Raw genomic sequence first — 18,245 nt, 5'->3', positions numbered from 1 at the left:
CGTCAGGACGTCTTGCGGGCGTGCCACAGCGCGAGCACTTCCTTCTCGCGCGCCGGGTCCATCCCCGCGCGGAGCTGCGCCTGCCGCTCGGGCGACTGCTGGTGGTAGAACTCCAGCGTGTCGCGCACGGTATCGGCGAGCGGGCGGAAGGTGAGCCCCGCCTTGAGTGCGCGGTCGATGCTGCGCTTCATGAAGCCGGCGGTCTCACCCATCGGCGGGATCCAGACCGGCATGTCGCTCCACGGACGCACCTTGTGCTCGGCGAGGAAGTCGGCGGGGACAAACGTCAGGTACGCGTCGGTGACCATCGCCGCGCGGATCCCGCCCAGCATCTCGGCAATCGTGAGCGGCGAGCGCGGCCCGGTGCAGTTGAGCGTGCCGTACGTCTCGTTCTCGCAGCACCGAATGATGAACTCCGACAGGTCGCGCGCATCGATGATCTGCGACGGGTCGCTCGGTGTGCCCGGGGCCATGACCTCGCCCCCGCGTTGCAGCCGCACCGGCCAGTAGGTGAAGCGATCGGAGAGGTCGCCGGGGCCCACGATGAGTCCGGGGCGGATGATCGTGGCGCGTTCGCCGAAGGCCTTGCGGGCCTCGCCCTCCGCCAGCGCCTTGAGCGGTCCGTAGAGTCGGCGCGCATCCTCGCTCTCCGGTTCCGTCGTCGTTCCGACCGCCGCCGTTTCATCGGCCCCCGGGGTGTCGTTCTTGTCGTAGACGGAGATCGTCGAGACGAAGACGAACTGCTTGGCGTGTCCCTTCAGCACCTCGGCGGCCTGCCGCACCCATCGGGGGAGCGTGGTGGGATTGTCGATCACCACGTCCCATTCGCGTCCCTTGAGCGCCGAGTAGTCGCCCACGGCCCGGTCGCCTTGCAGCTTCTCGACGTTGGGGAAGAGCCCCGGGTTGGTCTTGCCGCGGTTGAAGAGGGTCACGGTGTGGCCACGCTCCTGGGCATACCGCACCTGATGAGGGCCGATGAAGCCGGTCCCTCCTAGGATGAGGATGCGCAGCGGGCGCGGGGCGCGGGTGGCGGTCGCCCCGGAGTTCGGCGCGGGCTCCGTCGAGGGCTGCGCCCCCACCGGCGAGGGACGGCCGAGGCCGAGCCCGAGAGCCCCCCCAGCGATCGCGGTGGTACGCAGGAACTCACGACGATTGGAGGACATGACGGGCGCTCGCATGCGGGGGAGGGTGGAGTGCGACGTGTGCGAAGAATATGCGACTCGGCGTCGCCGGCAGGGAGAGCCGAGCCATCGCGTGCCTGCCAGTAACAATTGGGTTGAAGCGGTGTCTACCTTGACGGGGCGAGCCGACGCCGCGGCGGGTACGAAGCGAGGAGAGCGACTGGTGAACGAATCGACAGGAGAGCGCGGGCGGTTGCCCGGCAACGGAACGGTGCAGACGCCGCTGGAGACGACCGGTGGTGGTGCGGCACGTCCGTCGGGGGAACTCGAGGCGCTGCTGCGTCGCGTGCTGGTGGATCGCTACGAAGTCGATCGCCTCATCGGGCGCGGCGGCATGGCGACGGTGTATCGCGCCCGTGACCTTCGGCACTCGCGCTGGGTGGCGCTCAAGGTGCTGGACCGCGAGCTGGGGGCATTGCTCGGCGCCGAGCGATTCCTCGCCGAGATTCGGGTCACCGCCAACCTGCAGCATCCCAACATTCTCCCGCTGTTCGACAGCGGCGAGGTCGATGGGATCCTGTTCTACGTCACGCCGTATATCGAAGGGGAGTCGTTGCGCGTGCGCCTGGAGCGCGAGCGCCAGCTGCCGGTGGAGGAGGCGGTGCGGCTGGCGATCGGGGTGGCCAGTGCCCTGCAGCACGCCCACAAGCAAGGGGTCATTCATCGTGACCTCAAGCCCGACAACATCCTGCTTCAGGAAGGGCAGCCCCTGCTGGCCGACTTCGGCATCGCGCTCGCCGTCTCCAATGCGGGCGGGGCGCGCGTCACGCAGACGGGGCTCTCGTTAGGTACGCCGCAGTACATGTCGCCCGAGCAGGCGACCGCCGATCGTGTGGTCGACGCGCGCTCCGACCTGTATTCGCTGGCCGCCGTGCTGTACGAGATGCTCACGGGTGAGCCGCCGCATACGGGGAGTACGGCGCAGGCGATCATCGCACGCGTCGTGACGGAGCGCCCGCGAGCGGTGCGCCTCGCGCGGGAGAGCGTCCCCCCGCACGTGGCGGCCGCGGTCGAGCGCGCCCTGGCCAAGATCCCCGCCGACCGATTCGCCTCGGTGCAGGAGTTCGCGGAGGCGCTCCAGGGGCGCGGGGCGTTCGCCCATGCGGTCCCCGCAGGGGCGCCGCGCGATGCGGCCCCGGCGACCGTGCGCTGGCGCGATCCGCTGGTGTTGGCGTTAGGCGCCCTGGCGCTGGTCGCCACCGTGACCGCGGCCTCGCTCTACCGCGCGCGCCCCGTGGAGGCGGTGCACACGCCGGTGCGCTTCACCCTCGACTTCCCCGTGGGCGAGGGGCCGGTCGACGGCTTCGGTGCGACCTTCGCCATCTCCCCCAACGGGCGGCAGATCGTCTATGCCGGGCGTCGGGGGAACGAGGCGGTGCTCTACCTGCGTGCGATGGACCAACTCGACCCGCAGCCGATCGCCGGGACCGAGGGGGCGATGCACGCCGCCTTCTCCGAGGATGGGCGCTGGTTGGCCTTCACGACGCGGACCGAGCTGCGCAAGATCCCGATCGCCGGCGGCACCGCGTCGACGCTTGCCAGCAACCTGCGCATGGTGCTCGGCCTGACCTGGGTTCACTCCGACCGTGTCGTGCTGTCGATGGGGGGGGCGCTCTATTCGGTTCCGGCGACCGGGGGGACGCCGGCGCCGCTCTTTGCCTCGACGGCGACGACCGGGGTCACGCGCGGGTGGCCGCGCGCGTTAGGCAATGACATCATCGCCTACGCCGAGTGGGGGCGCGACTCGCTGGAGAGCGCGCATCTCGTCGTGGGGAACGTGTCGACCGGCGTGTCGACGCCGCTCACGATCGCCGGGGGCTTCCCGATCGGGATGATCGAAGGAGAGCTGATCTACGGTGCCTCGTCGGGGCGACTGATGGCCGTGCCGCTCAACGAGGGGATGACCGCGGTGGCGGGAGAGGCCGCCCCCGTGCTCGACGGCGTGATGAGCGGCCCGGCCAACGCGGTGCGGGCGACGCTCTCCTCGAGCGGCACGCTGTTGTACCTGCGCGGCTCGCGCGATCGCGAGATTGTCGAAGTCGGCATGGGCGGGGAGGTCACCCCGATTGGGCTACGGGCCGGTGCGTACAGCCACCCGCGCCTGTCGCCCGACGGACGCCATCTCGCGGCGGTGGTGACGGGGGCGGCGGGAGAGGAACTGCGCGTGTACGACCTTGCCGGCGGATCGGCGACGATCCTGGCGAACGCGCCGCGCTTCTTCTCGCCGTCGTGGACGCGGGACGGTGGTGCGCTGGTGTACTCCACTGGGGGACGCGATTCGGTCGTGATCTGGCGACGTCCCGCCGATGCGAGCGCTCCCGCGACGCGCATCACCGCCCGACGCGGCATGCTCGGCGCGGGTGTCGTCTCCCCAGACGGGCGCTGGGTCGTCTTCGGCCGTCCGCCGACGAGCGCGGCGACGACCGGCGGGGTGTACTACGCCGCGACCAGTGGCGACACGACCGCGACGCAACTGATGGCCAGCAACGGCGCGCCCATCGCGGTGCGCTTCTCGTCGGATGGCCAGCGTATCGCGTATGCGTCGGACGAGAGCGGTCAGATGCAGGTGTATGTGCGCGATTTTCCGGGGCCTGGGGGGGCGGTGCAGATCTCGACCGATGGCGGGACGCAGCCGGTGTGGTCGGGGGACGGGTCGCGCCTGTACTATCGCAACGGCAACGCGGTGTTGGAGGCGACGCTCGCCCCGGGGCGCAGCGTGGTCGTGCGGTCGCGCACCGTGGTGGCGGCGGATGGTCCGGGGATCGGCAATCTCTCGGACCTCGAGGCCGCGACGGCCGGGACGCGCGTGATCGCGATGCGTGAGGCCGGGAGCGGCCCCTCGGTCGTGGTGGTGCACGATTGGTGGGGCGAACTGCGGCGCCAGCTTCGCATCCAGCGCACGAGGTAGCGAGCGCCGTGCATTAGCTTGCGTCCCGTGATCACGGGACGCGCCACGCCACGGTTTTCCGCTTTTGCCGTCACGGCACCTGGGCTCGCCGACCTCGCTGCCGGCGAGTTGGCGCGGATGGGGCTGTCCGTGGGAGTCGTGGAGCCGGCCGGCGTCCCCTTCGAGGGCGACCTGCGTGCGCTCTGCCTGGCCAACCTGCAGCTGCGCACGGCGACGCGGGTCCTGGTGCGGGTCGACGAGTTTCGTGCGGCGACGTTCCACGAACTCGAGAAGCGGACGGCGCGCATCGACTGGGGGCGCTGGATCGCCCCCGGGCGCGAGGTGACGCTGCGGGTGACGTGTCGCAAGTCGCGGTTGTATCACTCCGGCGCAGTGGCCGAGCGGGTGGCCGGGGTGCTGGCCCCGCTGGTGGGGCGTGTGGAGGTCGGCGGCGCGGAAACGGCGACGGCCGGGGGGGACGAGCCTAACGACGACGGTCGCCAGCTGCTGGTGGTGCGCCTCCTCAACGATCGCTGCACGCTCTCGCTCGACAGCTCCGGCGCGCTCCTGCACCAGCGCGGCTACCGGCTGGCGTCGGGAAAGGCGCCGCTCCGCGAGACGTTAGGCGCCGCGCTCCTCCTGGCGTCGGGATGGGCGCCCGGGACACCGCTCGTCGACCCGTTCTGCGGATCGGGGACGCTGGCCATCGAGGGGGCCATGCTGGCCCGTCGCATGGCGCCGGGGCGCGGGCGGGGCTTCGCGCTCGAGCACTGGCCTGACGTGGAGCCGGCGATCCTGGCGCGGGTGCGAGACGAGGCGCGTGAGCGCGAACTCCCGTCGGCGGGCGCGCCGATCGTCGCCTCCGATCGGGACGCCGGCGCCATCGATGCGGCCCGCGCCAACGCCGAGCGTGCCGGGGTGGCCAGCGACCTGACGTTCGTGGTGCGTGCCGTCTCGCACCTCGTCGCTCCGGAGTGGCGTGCGTCGAGCGAGGGCCCGGCCGATGGAGGGGAGCGTCGCGGGGCGATCGTGACGAACCCCCCATATGGGGTGCGCGTCGGCGTCACTGGAGAGCTGCGCAACCTCTACGCCCGGACAGGCGCCGTGCTGCGGACCGCGTTCCCGGGCTGGCGTGTCGCGGTGGTCTCGGCGGACCGCCGCCTCACGGGGCAGTTGGGGCTCGAGCTCCGCGATGCGCTGAAGACCAGTAATGGGGGGATCGCCGTCTCGTTCGCCGTGGGCGAGGTCCCCGGGTTGTCATAGCAGATCAGCGGTGCCTTGCCTTGGGGCTTTGCATCGGTGCCTCGTCGCGTTCTCCGCGTTAAATTCCGGGACATGTCAAGCGACCCCATCACCGGCGTCTACAACGACGCGTTCATCGCCGAAGTCTTTGAATCCTACCGGCGCGATCCGGCGTCGGTGGAGGCTTCGTGGCGGCAGTTCTTCCGCATGGCGGAGGCCCTCGGCGGGGGCGGAGCGGCGGACGTGGCGGTGCCGGCGGCGCCGCTGGCGTCCTACGGGACGGCGGACCCCGCCTTCCTGCGCAAGGTGGCCGGGGCGGCGGCGCTGGCCCAGGCGGTGCGGCAGTACGGCCACCTGGCCGTGCACCTCGACCCGTTAGGCACCGCGCCGGCGGGGGCCGCCGAGCTGTCGCCGACGTTCCACGGCATCGTCGAGTCCGACCTGGCGGAGGTGCCGGCTGCGGCGCTGGGGATGCCGGGCGAGACGGCGGCCGACGCCGCGTCGCGCCTGCGCGACATCTACTCCTCGCGCCTGGCCATCGAGCTCGGGCATCTCGAGGAAGAGGGGGAGCGCGAGTGGTTCCGCCGCGTCCTCGAGCACGATGAGTTGCGCCTGGCGATGACGCCCGAGGAGAAGCAGGCGACGCTGGCGCGCCTGACCGAGGTGGACGGGCTCGAGCGCTTCATCGCCCGCGCCTGGGTCAACATGAAGCGCTTCAGCATCGAGGGGACCGATGCGATGGTCCCGATGCTCGATGCCGCGATCGACGAGTCGTCGAGGCGCGGGACGCAGGAGGTGGTGATCGGGATGGCGCACCGCGGGCGCGTGAACGTGCTCGCGCACATCCTCGACAAGCCGTACGGAACCATCTTCAACGAGTTCGACGGCAAGCACGCCGAGCACGGGAGCAGCGAAACGGGTGACGTGAAGTACCACCTGGGCGCGATCACGGCGAAGCGGTTCACCGATGGGCGCACCGTCGCGGTGATGCTCGTCCCCAACCCGAGTCACCTCGAGATCGTCAACCCGGTGCTGATGGGGGTGGCGCGCGCGCGCGTCGCGGCGTTAGGCGGCGCCGAGCAGTCGGTCCTGTCCATCGCCATCCACGGCGACGCCGCCTTCCCCGGCGAAGGGATCGTGGCCGAGACGCTCAACATGTCCAAGCTCACCGGCTACCGGGTGGGTGGGACGCTGCACATCATCGTCAACAACCAGGTCGGCTTCACGACCAACCCGTCGGACTCGCGCTCGACGTGGTACGCGAGCGACCTGGCCAAGGGGTTCGAGATCCCCATCGTCCACGTCAACGCCGACGACGCCGAGGCGTGCGTGGCGGCCGTGCGGCTGGGGATCATGTATCGCGCGGCCTTCGGCAAGGACTTCCTGATCGACCTCGTGGGCTACCGTCGCTGGGGGCACAACGAGGGCGACGAGCCGACGTACACGCAGCCGGCGCTCTACGCGCGCGTCCGGCAGCACCCCACGGCACGCCAGGTGTGGGCCAAGCGCCTCGTCGCCGAGGGAGTGGTGTCGGCCGAGCAGGTGGAGGAACTCGATAAGCAGCTGCAAGACCGCTTCGATGGCCTCCTGGCCGAGTCGCGCCGGTCGGTCGACCTCGACCACGACGAGCAGGAGCCGCTGCGCCCCACGCCGTCGTCGCTCCCGGCCATCGAGACGAACGTGCGTGCCGAGTCGCTCATCGCGCTCAACGAGCGGCTGCTCACCTGGCCGCCGGACTTCACGCCGCACCCGCGCCTGGCCAAGCAGCTCGAGCGCCGGCGCGAGGCGTTAGGCTCGGCGGGCGGCATCGACTGGGGGCACGCCGAGGCGCTCGCCTTCGGGTCGCTGGTGGCCGAGGGGGTGCACGTCCGCCTGACGGGGCAGGATGCCGAGCGCGGGACGTTCACGCATCGTCACGCCGTGCTCAACGACGTGAACACCGGTGGGAAGTACGCCCCGCTGCAGCACATTCCCAACGCCACCGGGCGCTTCGAGATCTACAACTCCCCGCTCAACGAGCTCGGGGTACTGGGCTTCGAGTATGGGTTCGCGACCGCGGAGCCCGACGCGCTGGTGCTGTGGGAAGCGCAGTTCGGCGACTTTGCCAACATGGCGCAGCCGATGATCGACCAGTTCATCGCGGCCGACCGTGCCAAGTGGGGACAGGACTCGGGGGTCACCCTCCTCCTGCCGCACGGCTATGAAGGGCAGGGGCCGGAGCACTCCTCGGCGCGCCTCGAGCGGTTCCTGCAGCTCTGTGCCGAGGGGAACATGCGCGTGGCCTATCCGTCGACGCCGGCGCAGTACTTCCACGTGCTGCGGCGCCAGTCGCGCATCCCCATCAAGCGTCCGCTCGTGCTCATGCAGCCCAAGAGCATGTTGCGCCTGGCGGCTGCGTCGTCACGCCTGGAGGACCTCGTGCACGGGCGGTTCATGCCGGTGCTCGACGACCCGCAGGTGGTGAGCCGCGAGGACGTGACGCGCCTCGTCTTCTGCACGGGGAAGTTGTACTACGAGCTGGTGGCCAAGGATCATCCGTCGCACCTGGCGGTGGTGCGCGTGGAGCAGCTCTATCCGTGGCCGCACGAGGAGGTCTCGCGCGTGGTGGACCTGTATCCCAACATCGCCGAGATCGTGTGGGCGCAGGAGGAGCCGAAGAACATGGGGGCGTGGAGCTACGTGGCGCCGCGCCTGCGTGCCTCGGCCGGCAACGCGCTCATCATCCGGTACATCGGTCGCCCCGAGCGGGCCAGCCCGGCGGAGGGATACGCCTCGTCGCACGCGGGCGAGCAGGCGCGCATCGTGGGCGATGTGCACGCGGCGCCGATCATCCCTCGCCGCGTGATGGCGAGGTAGAGGGCGGGAACAACAGAAGACGGGAAGACGGGAAGACGGGAAGACGAGTGACAGCAACAACAAAGGGCGGGCAGCTGCATAGCGCAGCCTCCCGCCCTTCTGATTTCACTCGTCCTCTCGTCTTCTCGTCTTCCCGTCTTCTATGTCTTTCGCATCGACAACAGCGACCCCACCGCCACGACTGCCACCGCACCCACGAGATTGTGCCAGAGGAAGGACACTGATGGCAGCCCGAAGGAGACGGCCGCGACGCTCGCCATTCCTGCCAGCAGTCCGACGAAGGCGCCGGTCGCGTTCGAGCGCTTGATCATCGCGAGGATGAAGACGCCGAGGATCGAGCCGTAGAAGAAGGAGCCGAAGCGATTCACCACCTCGATCAGCGAGCCTAACGTGGCGGCGTAGGTGGCGACGATGCAGGCGAAGATCCCCCAGACGCCGGTCGCGGCCTTGGAGACCGACAGGTAGTGCGCGTCGGTCGCTTCGGGCTTCACCCAGCGCCGGTAGAAGTCGATGACCGTGGCGGTCGAGAGCGAGTTGAGTTCGGCGGCGATCGCCCCCATGGCGGCGGCGATGATGGCGGCGATGAACAGGCCCGCCAATCCGATCGGGAGTTCGGAGAGGACGAAGCGCGGGATGATGTAGTTCACGTCGCGCGACGGGGCTCCGGTCGCCTGTTCGGCGAGCCCGAGCGCCTCGGTGCGCAGGCGCACGACCGCGGAGTCGCTCTGCATGAAGGCATCGTGCGCAGCGACCGTTGCCGGCGCCCCGGCTGGGCTCGCGGCCAGGGCCCTTGCCGCTGAGGTGCGCGCCGAGATGGCCTCGGCGTAGCGCCCTTGCAGCTGCTCGTAGGCCTGCGGGCCGGCCATGCGCACTTTGTCCTCGTGCGCCGGGTTCCAGAAGAGCGGCGGCGCCTGGAACAGGTAGAAGACGAAGACCAGCACACCGACCAGGAGGACCAGCGCCTGGAGCGGGATCTTCCAGTAGGCGCTGATGAGGAGCGAAGTGCGCGCTTCGCCCACCGAACGGGCGGCGAGGTAGCGTTGCACCTGGCTCTGGTCGGTCCCGAAGTAGGACAGCATCAGGAAGGTGCCGCCGATCACCCCCGACCAGAACGTGTACGTCTTGGAGAGGTCGAAGGAGAAGTCGAAGGTGGTGAGGCGTCCGGCCGACCCCGCCAGCCGCAATGCGGCGTCGGGCGAGACCGGGATGCGCATCAGGAGCACCACCACCATCGCCACGAGGGCGCTGGTGATCACGAACATCTGCTTCACGTCGGCCCAGGCCACCGCCTTCACCCCGCCGATCATCGTGTAGAGGATCGTCGGGACGCCGATGAGCGCCACCGACCACGGGAGCGGCCAGCCGAAGATCGCCGAGAAGACGACCGCGGGGGCGGCGATGATCGTCCCGCACGACATGCCGCGCGAGATGAGGAAGAGGAACGAGGTGAGCGTGCGCGTCTTGGGGTCGAAGCGCCGCTCGAGGTACTCATACGCGGTGTAGACCTTGGCGCCGTGCAGGAACGGGACGAGCGTCACGCCGAGGATCACCATCGCCAGCGGGAGCCCGAAGTAGAACTGTACGAAGCGCAGCCCGTCGGTGGCCCCCTGTCCGGTCGTCCCGATCATCGTGACGGCCGAGAGCTGCGTGGCCATGACCGAGAGACCGACGGCCCACCAGGGGAGCGAGCGCCCCGCGAGGAAGTACCCTTCGATTCCCTTCGTTCCACGGGTCCGGCGGAGGCCGTCGACGATGACGAACAGGAGATACGCGACGACGACCGCCCAATTGAGGGGATGCATGAGCGATCAGCGCGCGTAGCGGGACTGGAGCCACCAGAGCGCGAGGAGGGCGAGCAGCTGCATGCCCATCACGCGGACGAGGGTGCGCCGAAAGGGTGCGGCGCTGTCGGGGTCGGGGGGAGGCGGGGCGTGTGGATCGGACATCGGAGGGGGGCGAAAGTCGCGGGGAATCTACAGCGGGGGCGGGGAGGGGGAGGGGGGCGATTCCGACGATGCAGCGAGTTGACCGGGACCGGCGCCGCCGCGTGACGGCCACGTGACGGTCGACGATAGCATTCCTGATGTCTCGCTCCACCCACCGCGGCACAGACACGTGGCATGCGACTGCACCCGAACGGCACCACGTGCACGATTCGGGTACTGCGGGGTTGGCAGCGATTCCACAAACTTCCTGACATGCGCCCCTCTGCCCCCTCCCGCACCTGCAGCTCACGGGTTGGTGCTCGACTCGTGAGTGTCGCGCGCCGCCGTTGCGCCTTGCGTCACGTTCGCTGGATGCTCGCCCTGTGGCTCGTGCCCCCGGTGCGTCCGCTCGCTTCGGTACACGCGCGCACGCAGATGAGCCCGGGTTCTGTACCCCAGAGCGAACGCTGTCAGTTGCGCGTCCTCGATTCTGCGCGCGTCCGCGTGGGGGATTCGATCGACGTCTACATCGAACCCACTGCGTTCGTTGCCGCCGGCAAGAGCCTGCTGTTGGCCGGCAGTCCGAACTACGTACCACGCCCAGACGCGCACAAGCGACCTGGGGATCGACTCGCCATCGACAGCATCTTCGGTGCGGTTCGTGGGCCGGACGGAGTCTGGGTCGCAATTCCGATTCCCAGACAGGTCCGGCATTTCGGTGGAGTTCGCGCGGTTGCCAGCGGCGAGGGACGCTGGCACGTGGTCTTCATCGAGATCCCCACCGTCATGCAGGACTATCGCATGGATGGTGCGACGATCGCGGCGTGGCATGGCGTGCTGACGCAGCGCGGTTGGGAGCAACTCGAACGCCTGCCGCTGCCCCACCCGGACACCGTGGATGTGTTGAACGCCAGTGCACTGCTACGTCGTGGCGACACGCTCACCTGGGCGTTGAGGCTGCGCACGCCCGAGACCCGAAGCGCTGGCGGGGTTGGCGTGCTCGAGGCGCGGCGAGGCCACTGGAGCTTTCGACTGGTCGAACCGCATGCACTCACGGTAAACGCAGCGCAGTTCGCCAATGGCGAGCGTCGTCTGTTCATTCGCCGCGAGGCCGAACCGAGGCGAGGCCTCTTTCAATTGGTCAGCTACGCATTCCGACCGGATGCAACGCCGCTCGATACGTTGCTCCCCGCAGACGACGTCTCGCGCTTCCTCAACCGCGCCTACTCCCTGGCGGACGGCGGCGTGGCGTACCACTGGATCGAGCCTCGCGATTCGGGTCCGGCCGAGCTGCGCATGCTCGCTCTCGATTCTGTGGGTGGACGAGTCGGCGACCGCACGATCGCACGTCCATACACCATTCACTTTCCGCTCCGGGCAGGCCGCGGTTCGGCCGCGTGGCTCGTGCTGGGAGATCGCCGCGGTTCTGGTCGGTCGCGAATGAACGGGGGGTGGCTCGAGCTCGCTCGGGTCACGCCGACCCGCAGCATGCGGGTTGCATCGCTTCCGCATCGATTCGTGGCACCGCCGTCGCTGCTTGTGCGCGACGGAAGCTCCATCCAGCTCGTGGGCCCCGTGCTTCATCCACGCGAGGGCGGGCCCATGGTTGGATCCATGGTTGTGACCGTCGGCTACTCATGCCGGGACTGAGCAACCTATGCAACTACTACTACTGCACCGCATCGTTGGGCAGGCAGGTTGCTCAATGATCGCAGGAGTTCGTCAACCATGCAGCGAATACCGAAGAACAGCCTACTGCTCGTGTGGGCTGCTGTGTTGGGCGCGTGCGCGGAGCCACTCCACGTGCGCGCGCCGGAAACGACGTCCCCACTCCGGCTCGTGCTGCCGGAAGGATCGACATTGACGGCGAGTTCTATCGCGAAATCCCCATCCGTCGCGCTCTCGAGCGCTGATCGCGCCGCTCGGATGACGGCCATTGGGCCGACATCGTCTGCCTACGAGGATCTCACCGGATTCGAACCGCAGTTCAGGAGAAAGTCCACGAAAGCAAGATTCAACCCAGGCTCGACAACGTTAGCGATGGTCGAGGGCTTCGTGGAGTACTGGGGCAACCAGGGACAGCAGCGAATCACCTTCGACTTGTCCAAGGACGGCACTTCACTCGTGTATCGAACCGAGATCTTCGATCACGCGGAGTTGTTCCCGGGATGGCATGTGATGCACGACTTCGCCCGCGTACCCCTGGTCGCGACCTGTGGACACAAGCTGCTGGGACACACCAATCACCAAGCCTGGTGGAGACCGAGTTACGATGCGTCGCAGGTGGTCAGTGTGTCAGATGTGTCGTACTCCAACCTGGCGGAGCAAGACAGCTGTCAGCCCGCGCGAAAGGATGAGGAGTCGGCGCCTGCAGGAGGAGGGTCGAATGACGGACACCAAACCGACGACTGGTACTTGTGCACTTGGGAAGTCTGGTACGATCGCTACGGTACGGAGATCTCGCGCACGCTCCTCTACTGCGTCCCGATGTAACACCCAACCACCCGACCATTGCAGATCAACATGCGATCATCCATTCGCTCATACCTGCGCGGACTGCGAAACAGCGGTCTGCTGCTCCTTGTCATGGCTGGCCCGTCGCGCGCACAGTCGTCCGCGGAACCTCCGGCGGTTCTCGCACTTGCAGACACGCTCCCGGTGCAGGGTGCACGGGCGGTCGTGCTGTTTCGCGCACGACCGACGGGACGAAGCGTGATCCTGCTCGCGCGGGCGTCCGCGACCCCCGAAACGATCGGCGGAGCAATCGCCTTGCTGCGACGACTCGAGCGCCAGCATGCAGGAGACGATCTCTCCGCGGTCGTGCCGATCAGCGGGACCGTCCCGACACGACCGATCTCACCGAAGCGCCTGGCGCAGCTTCGATCCTACCTCGCCGAGGTCAACGCCCGCCCGGTCACGAGTCTTGGCGACGCGGGCGTCGGACGCTGGGTGTCGCTACGGGACGACCCGGGATCCATCAGGTAGCGACCGCCGTCGTGCCGCTATCCGTACGCGGTACGCGAAGGGCGCCATCGAAGGCTGACGCGAGTACCTGAGATACCGAGAGTCAGCGAGACGTCCGGTGGCCGGCATGGTTGCTCGCAGGGGTCGGAAGGTACATTTCCGCTCAATGCGAGCAGCCATCGCCTCATCTGCCAGTCAAATGAACGCATCGCCGCGGCCTCGGAACCGCCTGTTCTCGACATGTGCGGCGCTTCTCGTCGCCGCGCTCCTCACCACCCCCCTCCCCGCCCAACCCCGCGGCGCCTCCGCGTTAGGCCCCCTCGTCGAGGGCCTGGGAACCTCCGCGCGCGTCCTCGTCATCGCCGCTCACCCCGACGATGAAGACACGCAGCTCATCACCTGGCTCGCCAAGGGGCGCCACGTCGAAACCGCCTATCTCTCCCTCACCCGCGGCGATGGCGGGCAGAACCTGATCGGCAACGAGCTGGGGGAAGCGCTCGGCGCCATCCGGACCGAGGAACTCCTGGCCGCCCGCCGACTCGACGGGGGACGCCAGTACTTCACGCGCGCGTACGACTTCGGCTTTTCCAAGAACGCCGAAGAAACGCTCACGCAATGGTCCCGCGACTCGATCCTGCGCGACGTGGTCACCGTCGTGCGCCAGTTCCGACCGCACGTGATCGTCGCCGTCTTCAGCGGCACGCCGGCCGACGGGCACGGCCATCATCAGGTGTCCGGTCTCTTCGCCCGTGAGGCGTACGACGCCGCAGGCGACACGGTCCGCTTCCCGCGCGCCGCCACCGCCGGGCATGGCGGGTGGACGGTCGCGAAGTTCTACCGGAGCGCCAACTTCCGAATGCAGGAGCGTGCCACGCTCCGCATGAACGTCGGCGAGTACAACCCGGTCCTCGGACGCTCGTACAGCGAGGTCGCGGCCGATTCGCGCTCGCAGCACAAGTCGCAGGCGATGGGCTCCCTGCAACAGAAGGGCGTGCGGTGGGACCAGGTCATTCGCGAAGCGGCTCGCGTTCCCGGCGCACCGGCCGACGCCAAGTCCGAACGCGGGCTCTTCGACGGGATCGACACGACCTGGTCGCGCTTCGCGTCCATCATGACGTCGCCGGCGCAGCGTGCGGCGCTCGATTCGCTCCCCGCCGCCTTCGCCGCCGCGCGCGCCGCGCTCGACCTCACGCGTCCCGGGACGCTCGTCGCGCCACTCGTGCGCGTGCAACGCCTCCTGCGCGCGGTCTGTCCGACCGGCCCCTCGGCGCCGTGCTTGCGCGACATCTCGAATCCCCCGGCGGGGCTCACGAGCGGTGAAGTGCAGGACGAGGTCCGCGTCGGGGCGGATGTCATTCAGGTCAGCGCGGCCAATGGGGATCTCGCCTCTGCCTGGTCGGTGGCCAGCGAGCGGACCGGGCGGGCGCTGGCGCTCGCGATGGGCGCCGTCGTCGAGGCGACGGCGACCCGAGAAGTCTGGGCGACCGGCGAACGCGTCCCCGTGGCCGTCCGCGTCTTCAATCGCGGGGAGCGCCCGTTTCGCGTCGAGGGGATCACGGTGTTCGAGAGCGTACGACAGGGCGCCGGGGCCAAGACGCTCGCGGCAACGATCGCCCCGATAGCGTGCTCGCCGACTCGATCGCCATTCCACTCGCGGGAACGACGCAGCCGTGGTGGCTGCGGACGCCGCGCCGGGGCGCGATGTTCGCGCCTCGCGTGCTCGGGACCTCCGAGACGGCGCGGCGTGCGGCGGTCTCGGTCTGGGTGACGCTGCGGGTCGACTCGGCCGCGGTGCTCGTCGAAGCGCCGGTCGTGTACCGCTACGCCGACGCGATCAAGGGCGAGATCCAGCATCCCATCGCCGCGGCGCCGGCCATCACGGTCTCGCTGGACGATGCGGTGGGGTACGCCCCGGCCAACGCCCCCATGCAGCGCGCCATCCGCGTGTACGTGCGGTCGCACGCCTCCGAGGCGCGCGAGGTCGCCGTGTCGTTGCAGCTCCCGGCAGGGTTGCAGGCCGACAGCGCTGAACGACGGGTCGCCTTCCCCGCCAACGGGCGGCCGGCGCCGGCCGGTCCCGGCGCGGCGTTCGGGATTGGCGGTGGTGCAGTCCCGGAACTCGTGCGCGTCGTGACCTTCAACGTGCGCGGGCGGCTGGCCGCCGGCCGTCACGTCGTCTCGGCCGTGGCCACGAGCAATGGGGCGTCGTTCACCACGGGCTACACGGCCCTCGCCTACGACCACATCCGCCCGCAGCGGCTGTACCGCCCCGCAACGTTAGGCATCGAGGCGGTCGACGTGAAGCTCCCCCGCGCCGTCAGCATCGCCTACATCACCGGTGTCGGCGACAACGTGGCCCCCATGCTCGAGCAGCTCGGCGTCAACGTGACGGTCGTCGACCCGGCCGCCCTCCCGCGCACCGATCTCTCGAGGTTTGGCGCGGTGGTCGTGGGCACGCGCGCCTACGAGGCCAGCGAGACGCTGGTGGCCAACAACGCCCGCCTGCTCGACTACGCCCGCGCGGGCGGGACGCTCGTGGTCCAGTACGGACAGTTCGAGATGACGCAGCCGGGGATCATGCCGTACCCGATCACCCTCGCCCGACCGGCGGATCGCGTAACGGTGGAGGGCGCGCCGGTGACCGTCATCGATCCATCGGCGGCCGTCCTCGCGTCGCCGAACACGATCACCACTCGCGACTTCGATGGCTGGATCCAGGATCGCACCCTCTACATGCCGCGCACCTTCGACCCGGCGTACAAGCCGGTCCTCGAGATGAACGACCCGGGCGAGGCCCCGAATCGCGGGGCGATCCTCGTCGCCTCGTATGGCAAGGGCACCTACGTCTACACCACGCTGGCCTTCTTCCGACAACTCCCCAACGGCAATCCCGGAGCCGCGCGCCTCATGATCAACCTCCTGTCGGCACGCGCCGCGGTGCAGCCATGACGGCCGCCACCGGGCATCGGCGTGCCGTGCTGCTGGCGGCACTCGTCTGCACGGCGCTCGCGTCGATGGCGCTGGTCACGCGCCGTGCGCACGGGCAGTCACCGCCATCTCGCCCGAGCGGGACGGTGGTGGTGAGCAACATGAGCGATGGCACGGCGACGGTGATCGATGCGGCCACCGGTGCCGTACGTGCCACGCTCACCACCGGGGCAGGTCCGCACGAAGTCGCGACATCGCACGATGGGCGATGGGCCGTCGTGACCAACTACGGCGTGCGTGGCGCCCCGGGGAACTCGATCACGGTGATCGATGTGGCCGCGGCCTCGGTCGTCCGCACGCTGCTGCTCGGGGAGTACCAGCGTCCCCACGGCGTGGCCTTCCTCCCGGGCGACACGCTCCTGGTCGTCACCTCCGAGGCGCGACAGGTGGTGCTGACGGTCGACGTGCGCGATGCGCGTGTCGTGATGACGCAGCGCACGCGCGGTCGCGGCTCGCACATGCTGGCGATCGATGCCGCGGCGCGCCGGCTGGTCACGTCCAATGTCATTGACGGCACCGTGAGCCGGCTCGCCCCCGCCGCTGCGGACACGGCCGACGTCTTCCCGGTGGCGGGGGCGGTGGAGGGGATCGCCATCACCCCCGACGGCCGGCGCGTCTGGGTGGGGAGCAATCGTGACAGCCTGGTCGTGGTGCTCGACTACGCCACCGGTACCCCCGTCGATACGCTGCGCGGTTTCGGGATGCCCTACCGTCTCGCGGTCACCCCGGACGGCCAGACGGTGGTGGTCAGCGATCCGGTCCGGGGCGAGGTGCGCGCATTCGATGCCGCCAGCCGCAAGGCACGCTGGACCATCGTGGTCCCGCGCGACTCGCTCGTCGCGACGGCCGAGGTCCCCGAGTCGCCCTCGCCGGAGGGGATCGCGCTCTCGCACGACAGCCGGTGGGCCTTCGTCACGTTGCAGGGGCGCAACCGCCTGGCCACGATCGACGTCGCGCGCGGCGTGATCGTCGGGTACGCCCCGACCGGCGTCTGGTCGGACGGGGTGGCGTACTCGCCCGTCACCGCCGCGCGGCGTTAGGCGCCGGCGGGGACGTTCGGTCTCGGCGCGGCGGCAGGGAGCGGACGCCACCGGGCTGAGAGCATCGTCCGGAGCCCGACCGACGGTCGATGGAGCCGACCGTGTGTTGACCACCGCGGGGCCGAGATCATCGCCTCGACGCATCCGGCGGAGGCGCCGGTGGCCGCCACGGCAACGCGCCGGTTCGAGCGGGGGAGAGTACCCGTCGAAACGGCGCGTGCAGGAGGCAATGTGGCTGCCTCAATCCGTGGCGATGTGCGATCCGTGAACGGATCACCCTTCGGGCTGTCGCCGCTCCCGTTGATGCCGAGTCGGCACCTGCATCGGGAGCGGAACGAGCGCTTCAGGTCAGCGGTGGATCAGTTGGCGAGGAGCCAGCCGCTCGTCGCGAGGATCATCCCTCGCGCCAGCGAGCCGGTGAGTGTCTGGTGCATTGGAGTGTCTCCGGTTGGTGTATGAGGGAAGGCGAGTTACGCCCAGACGTTGTAACCGGAGAAGTGGCGGATCAGGCGGAAGAGGTAACCCGTGTACATGTCGCGCTGCGTGCCGAGCACCGGATCGACGGCGGCCTCGTCCACGCACCCCGTGCTCGAGCAGTAGTCGATACGACCCCACGAGTTGGCCGCCGCCCAGGCGTCACGCAGGTAGATCGCCGGAAGCTGGTTGCGACCGTTGGGATAGAAGCGGATGGCGTTGGCGAAGTCGATCTGCGGCCGCCCCTGCGCATCGATCCACGTCGTCGCCGTGATCGTGATGGGGGTGCCGAGCTTCGGACACGCATCGAGCCAGGAATCGGGGCCGTAGCTGCTCGCCGCCGGGTCGCAGATGGTCTGCGCCGGGAACGTCACCATGTGCGTCCCGAAGATCACCTTCCAACCATAGCGAGGATCGATCGTGAACTGATACGTCACCGCGTTCGCCGGATACGTCGAGGCCATGGTCGCGTGGCGCGGATCGGTCGGGATCGGCGCGTCGACTTCCTGCGCCGCGACCGCCTGCTGCAGCACTTCGCTGGGCATCTCCGGCGCGGCGACATTCATCGCCGGATCGGGCGCGGCAGTCGCCGGGCTCGTGGAGGTGTCGGCGGAGCAGGCCGCGAGCAGGGCGGCGAAAGCGAGACCGGCCAGCTTCGGGATGCGCTTGGTGATGTGATGCATGGAAG

12 protein-coding genes are annotated in these 18,245 nt (G+C 69.3%); 8 read left to right on the top strand and 4 right to left on the bottom strand.

The features are described from left to right. Window positions 1-2: 2 nt before the first annotated feature. Window positions 3-1,163, bottom strand: coding sequence for an NAD-dependent epimerase/dehydratase family protein (locus IPN47_24585; protein ID MBK9411152.1), 1,161 nt, complete (start codon window positions 1,161-1,163; stop codon window positions 3-5). Window positions 1,164-1,344: 181 nt separating this feature from the next. Here IPN47_24585 and IPN47_24580 point away from each other — a divergent pair, with 181 nt between their 5' ends. The 3 genes from IPN47_24580 to IPN47_24570 all read left to right on the top strand — a co-directional run bounded on the left by IPN47_24580 (window position 1,345) and on the right by IPN47_24570 (window position 8,166). Further along, window positions 1,345-4,089 (top strand): serine/threonine-protein kinase, encoded by a 2,745-nt coding sequence (locus IPN47_24580; GenBank protein MBK9411151.1) that lies wholly within the window; start codon window positions 1,345-1,347, stop codon window positions 4,087-4,089. A 27-nt stretch (window positions 4,090-4,116) separates the two neighbouring features. Then, window positions 4,117-5,331: a class I SAM-dependent RNA methyltransferase gene (locus IPN47_24575; GenBank protein ID MBK9411150.1), complete on the top strand. Its 1,215-nt coding sequence runs from the start codon at window positions 4,117-4,119 to the stop codon at window positions 5,329-5,331. Between the two features lie 72 nt (window positions 5,332-5,403). Beyond that, window positions 5,404-8,166: a 2-oxoglutarate dehydrogenase E1 component gene (locus IPN47_24570; GenBank protein MBK9411149.1), complete on the top strand. Its 2,763-nt coding sequence runs from the start codon at window positions 5,404-5,406 to the stop codon at window positions 8,164-8,166. A gap of 140 nt (window positions 8,167-8,306) precedes the next feature. Here IPN47_24570 and IPN47_24565 read toward each other — a convergent pair whose 3' ends face one another. After that, window positions 8,307-9,968, bottom strand: a complete 1,662-nt coding sequence (locus IPN47_24565; GenBank protein MBK9411148.1) for a sodium:solute symporter — start codon at window positions 9,966-9,968, stop codon at window positions 8,307-8,309. 6 nt (window positions 9,969-9,974) lie between these two features. Then, window positions 9,975-10,112, bottom strand: coding sequence for a hypothetical protein (locus IPN47_24560; GenBank protein MBK9411147.1), 138 nt, complete (start codon window positions 10,110-10,112; stop codon window positions 9,975-9,977). 351 nt (window positions 10,113-10,463) lie between these two features. Between IPN47_24560 and IPN47_24555 the strand changes: the two genes are divergently transcribed. The 5 genes from IPN47_24555 to IPN47_24535 all read left to right on the top strand — a co-directional run bounded on the left by IPN47_24555 (window position 10,464) and on the right by IPN47_24535 (window position 17,083). Next, entirely contained in the window at window positions 10,464-11,741 is a 1,278-nt protein-coding gene (locus IPN47_24555; GenBank protein ID MBK9411146.1) for a hypothetical protein, read from the top strand. A gap of 390 nt (window positions 11,742-12,131) precedes the next feature. Continuing rightward, window positions 12,132-12,584 (top strand): hypothetical protein, encoded by a 453-nt coding sequence (locus IPN47_24550; protein MBK9411145.1) that lies wholly within the window; start codon window positions 12,132-12,134, stop codon window positions 12,582-12,584. Window positions 12,585-13,254: 670 nt separating this feature from the next. Further along, window positions 13,255-14,823, top strand: coding sequence for a PIG-L family deacetylase (locus IPN47_24545; protein ID MBK9411144.1), 1,569 nt, complete (start codon window positions 13,255-13,257; stop codon window positions 14,821-14,823). Further along, window positions 14,772-16,004 carry a hypothetical protein gene (locus IPN47_24540; GenBank protein ID MBK9411143.1) on the top strand — a complete coding sequence of 411 codons (1,233 nt, stop codon included), beginning with the start codon at window positions 14,772-14,774 and terminating at the stop codon, window positions 16,002-16,004. Before IPN47_24545 ends, IPN47_24540 begins: the two co-directional genes overlap by 52 nt. After that, window positions 16,001-17,083 (top strand): hypothetical protein, encoded by a 1,083-nt coding sequence (locus tag IPN47_24535; GenBank protein MBK9411142.1) that lies wholly within the window; start codon window positions 16,001-16,003, stop codon window positions 17,081-17,083. The genes IPN47_24540 and IPN47_24535 overlap by 4 nt, the downstream gene beginning before the upstream one ends. Before the next feature lie 470 nt (window positions 17,084-17,553). Here IPN47_24535 and IPN47_24530 read toward each other — a convergent pair whose 3' ends face one another. After that, on the bottom strand, window positions 17,554-18,240 hold the full coding sequence (locus IPN47_24530; GenBank protein ID MBK9411141.1) for a hypothetical protein: 687 nt from the start codon (window positions 18,238-18,240) through the stop codon (window positions 17,554-17,556). Between the last annotated feature and the right edge of the window lie 5 nt (window positions 18,241-18,245).

The sequence above is a fragment of the Gemmatimonadota bacterium genome (assembly GCA_016719105.1).
Lineage (GTDB): Bacteria > Gemmatimonadota > Gemmatimonadetes > Gemmatimonadales > Gemmatimonadaceae > SCN-70-22.
This window is presented reverse-complemented; position numbering and strand designations above follow the sequence as displayed.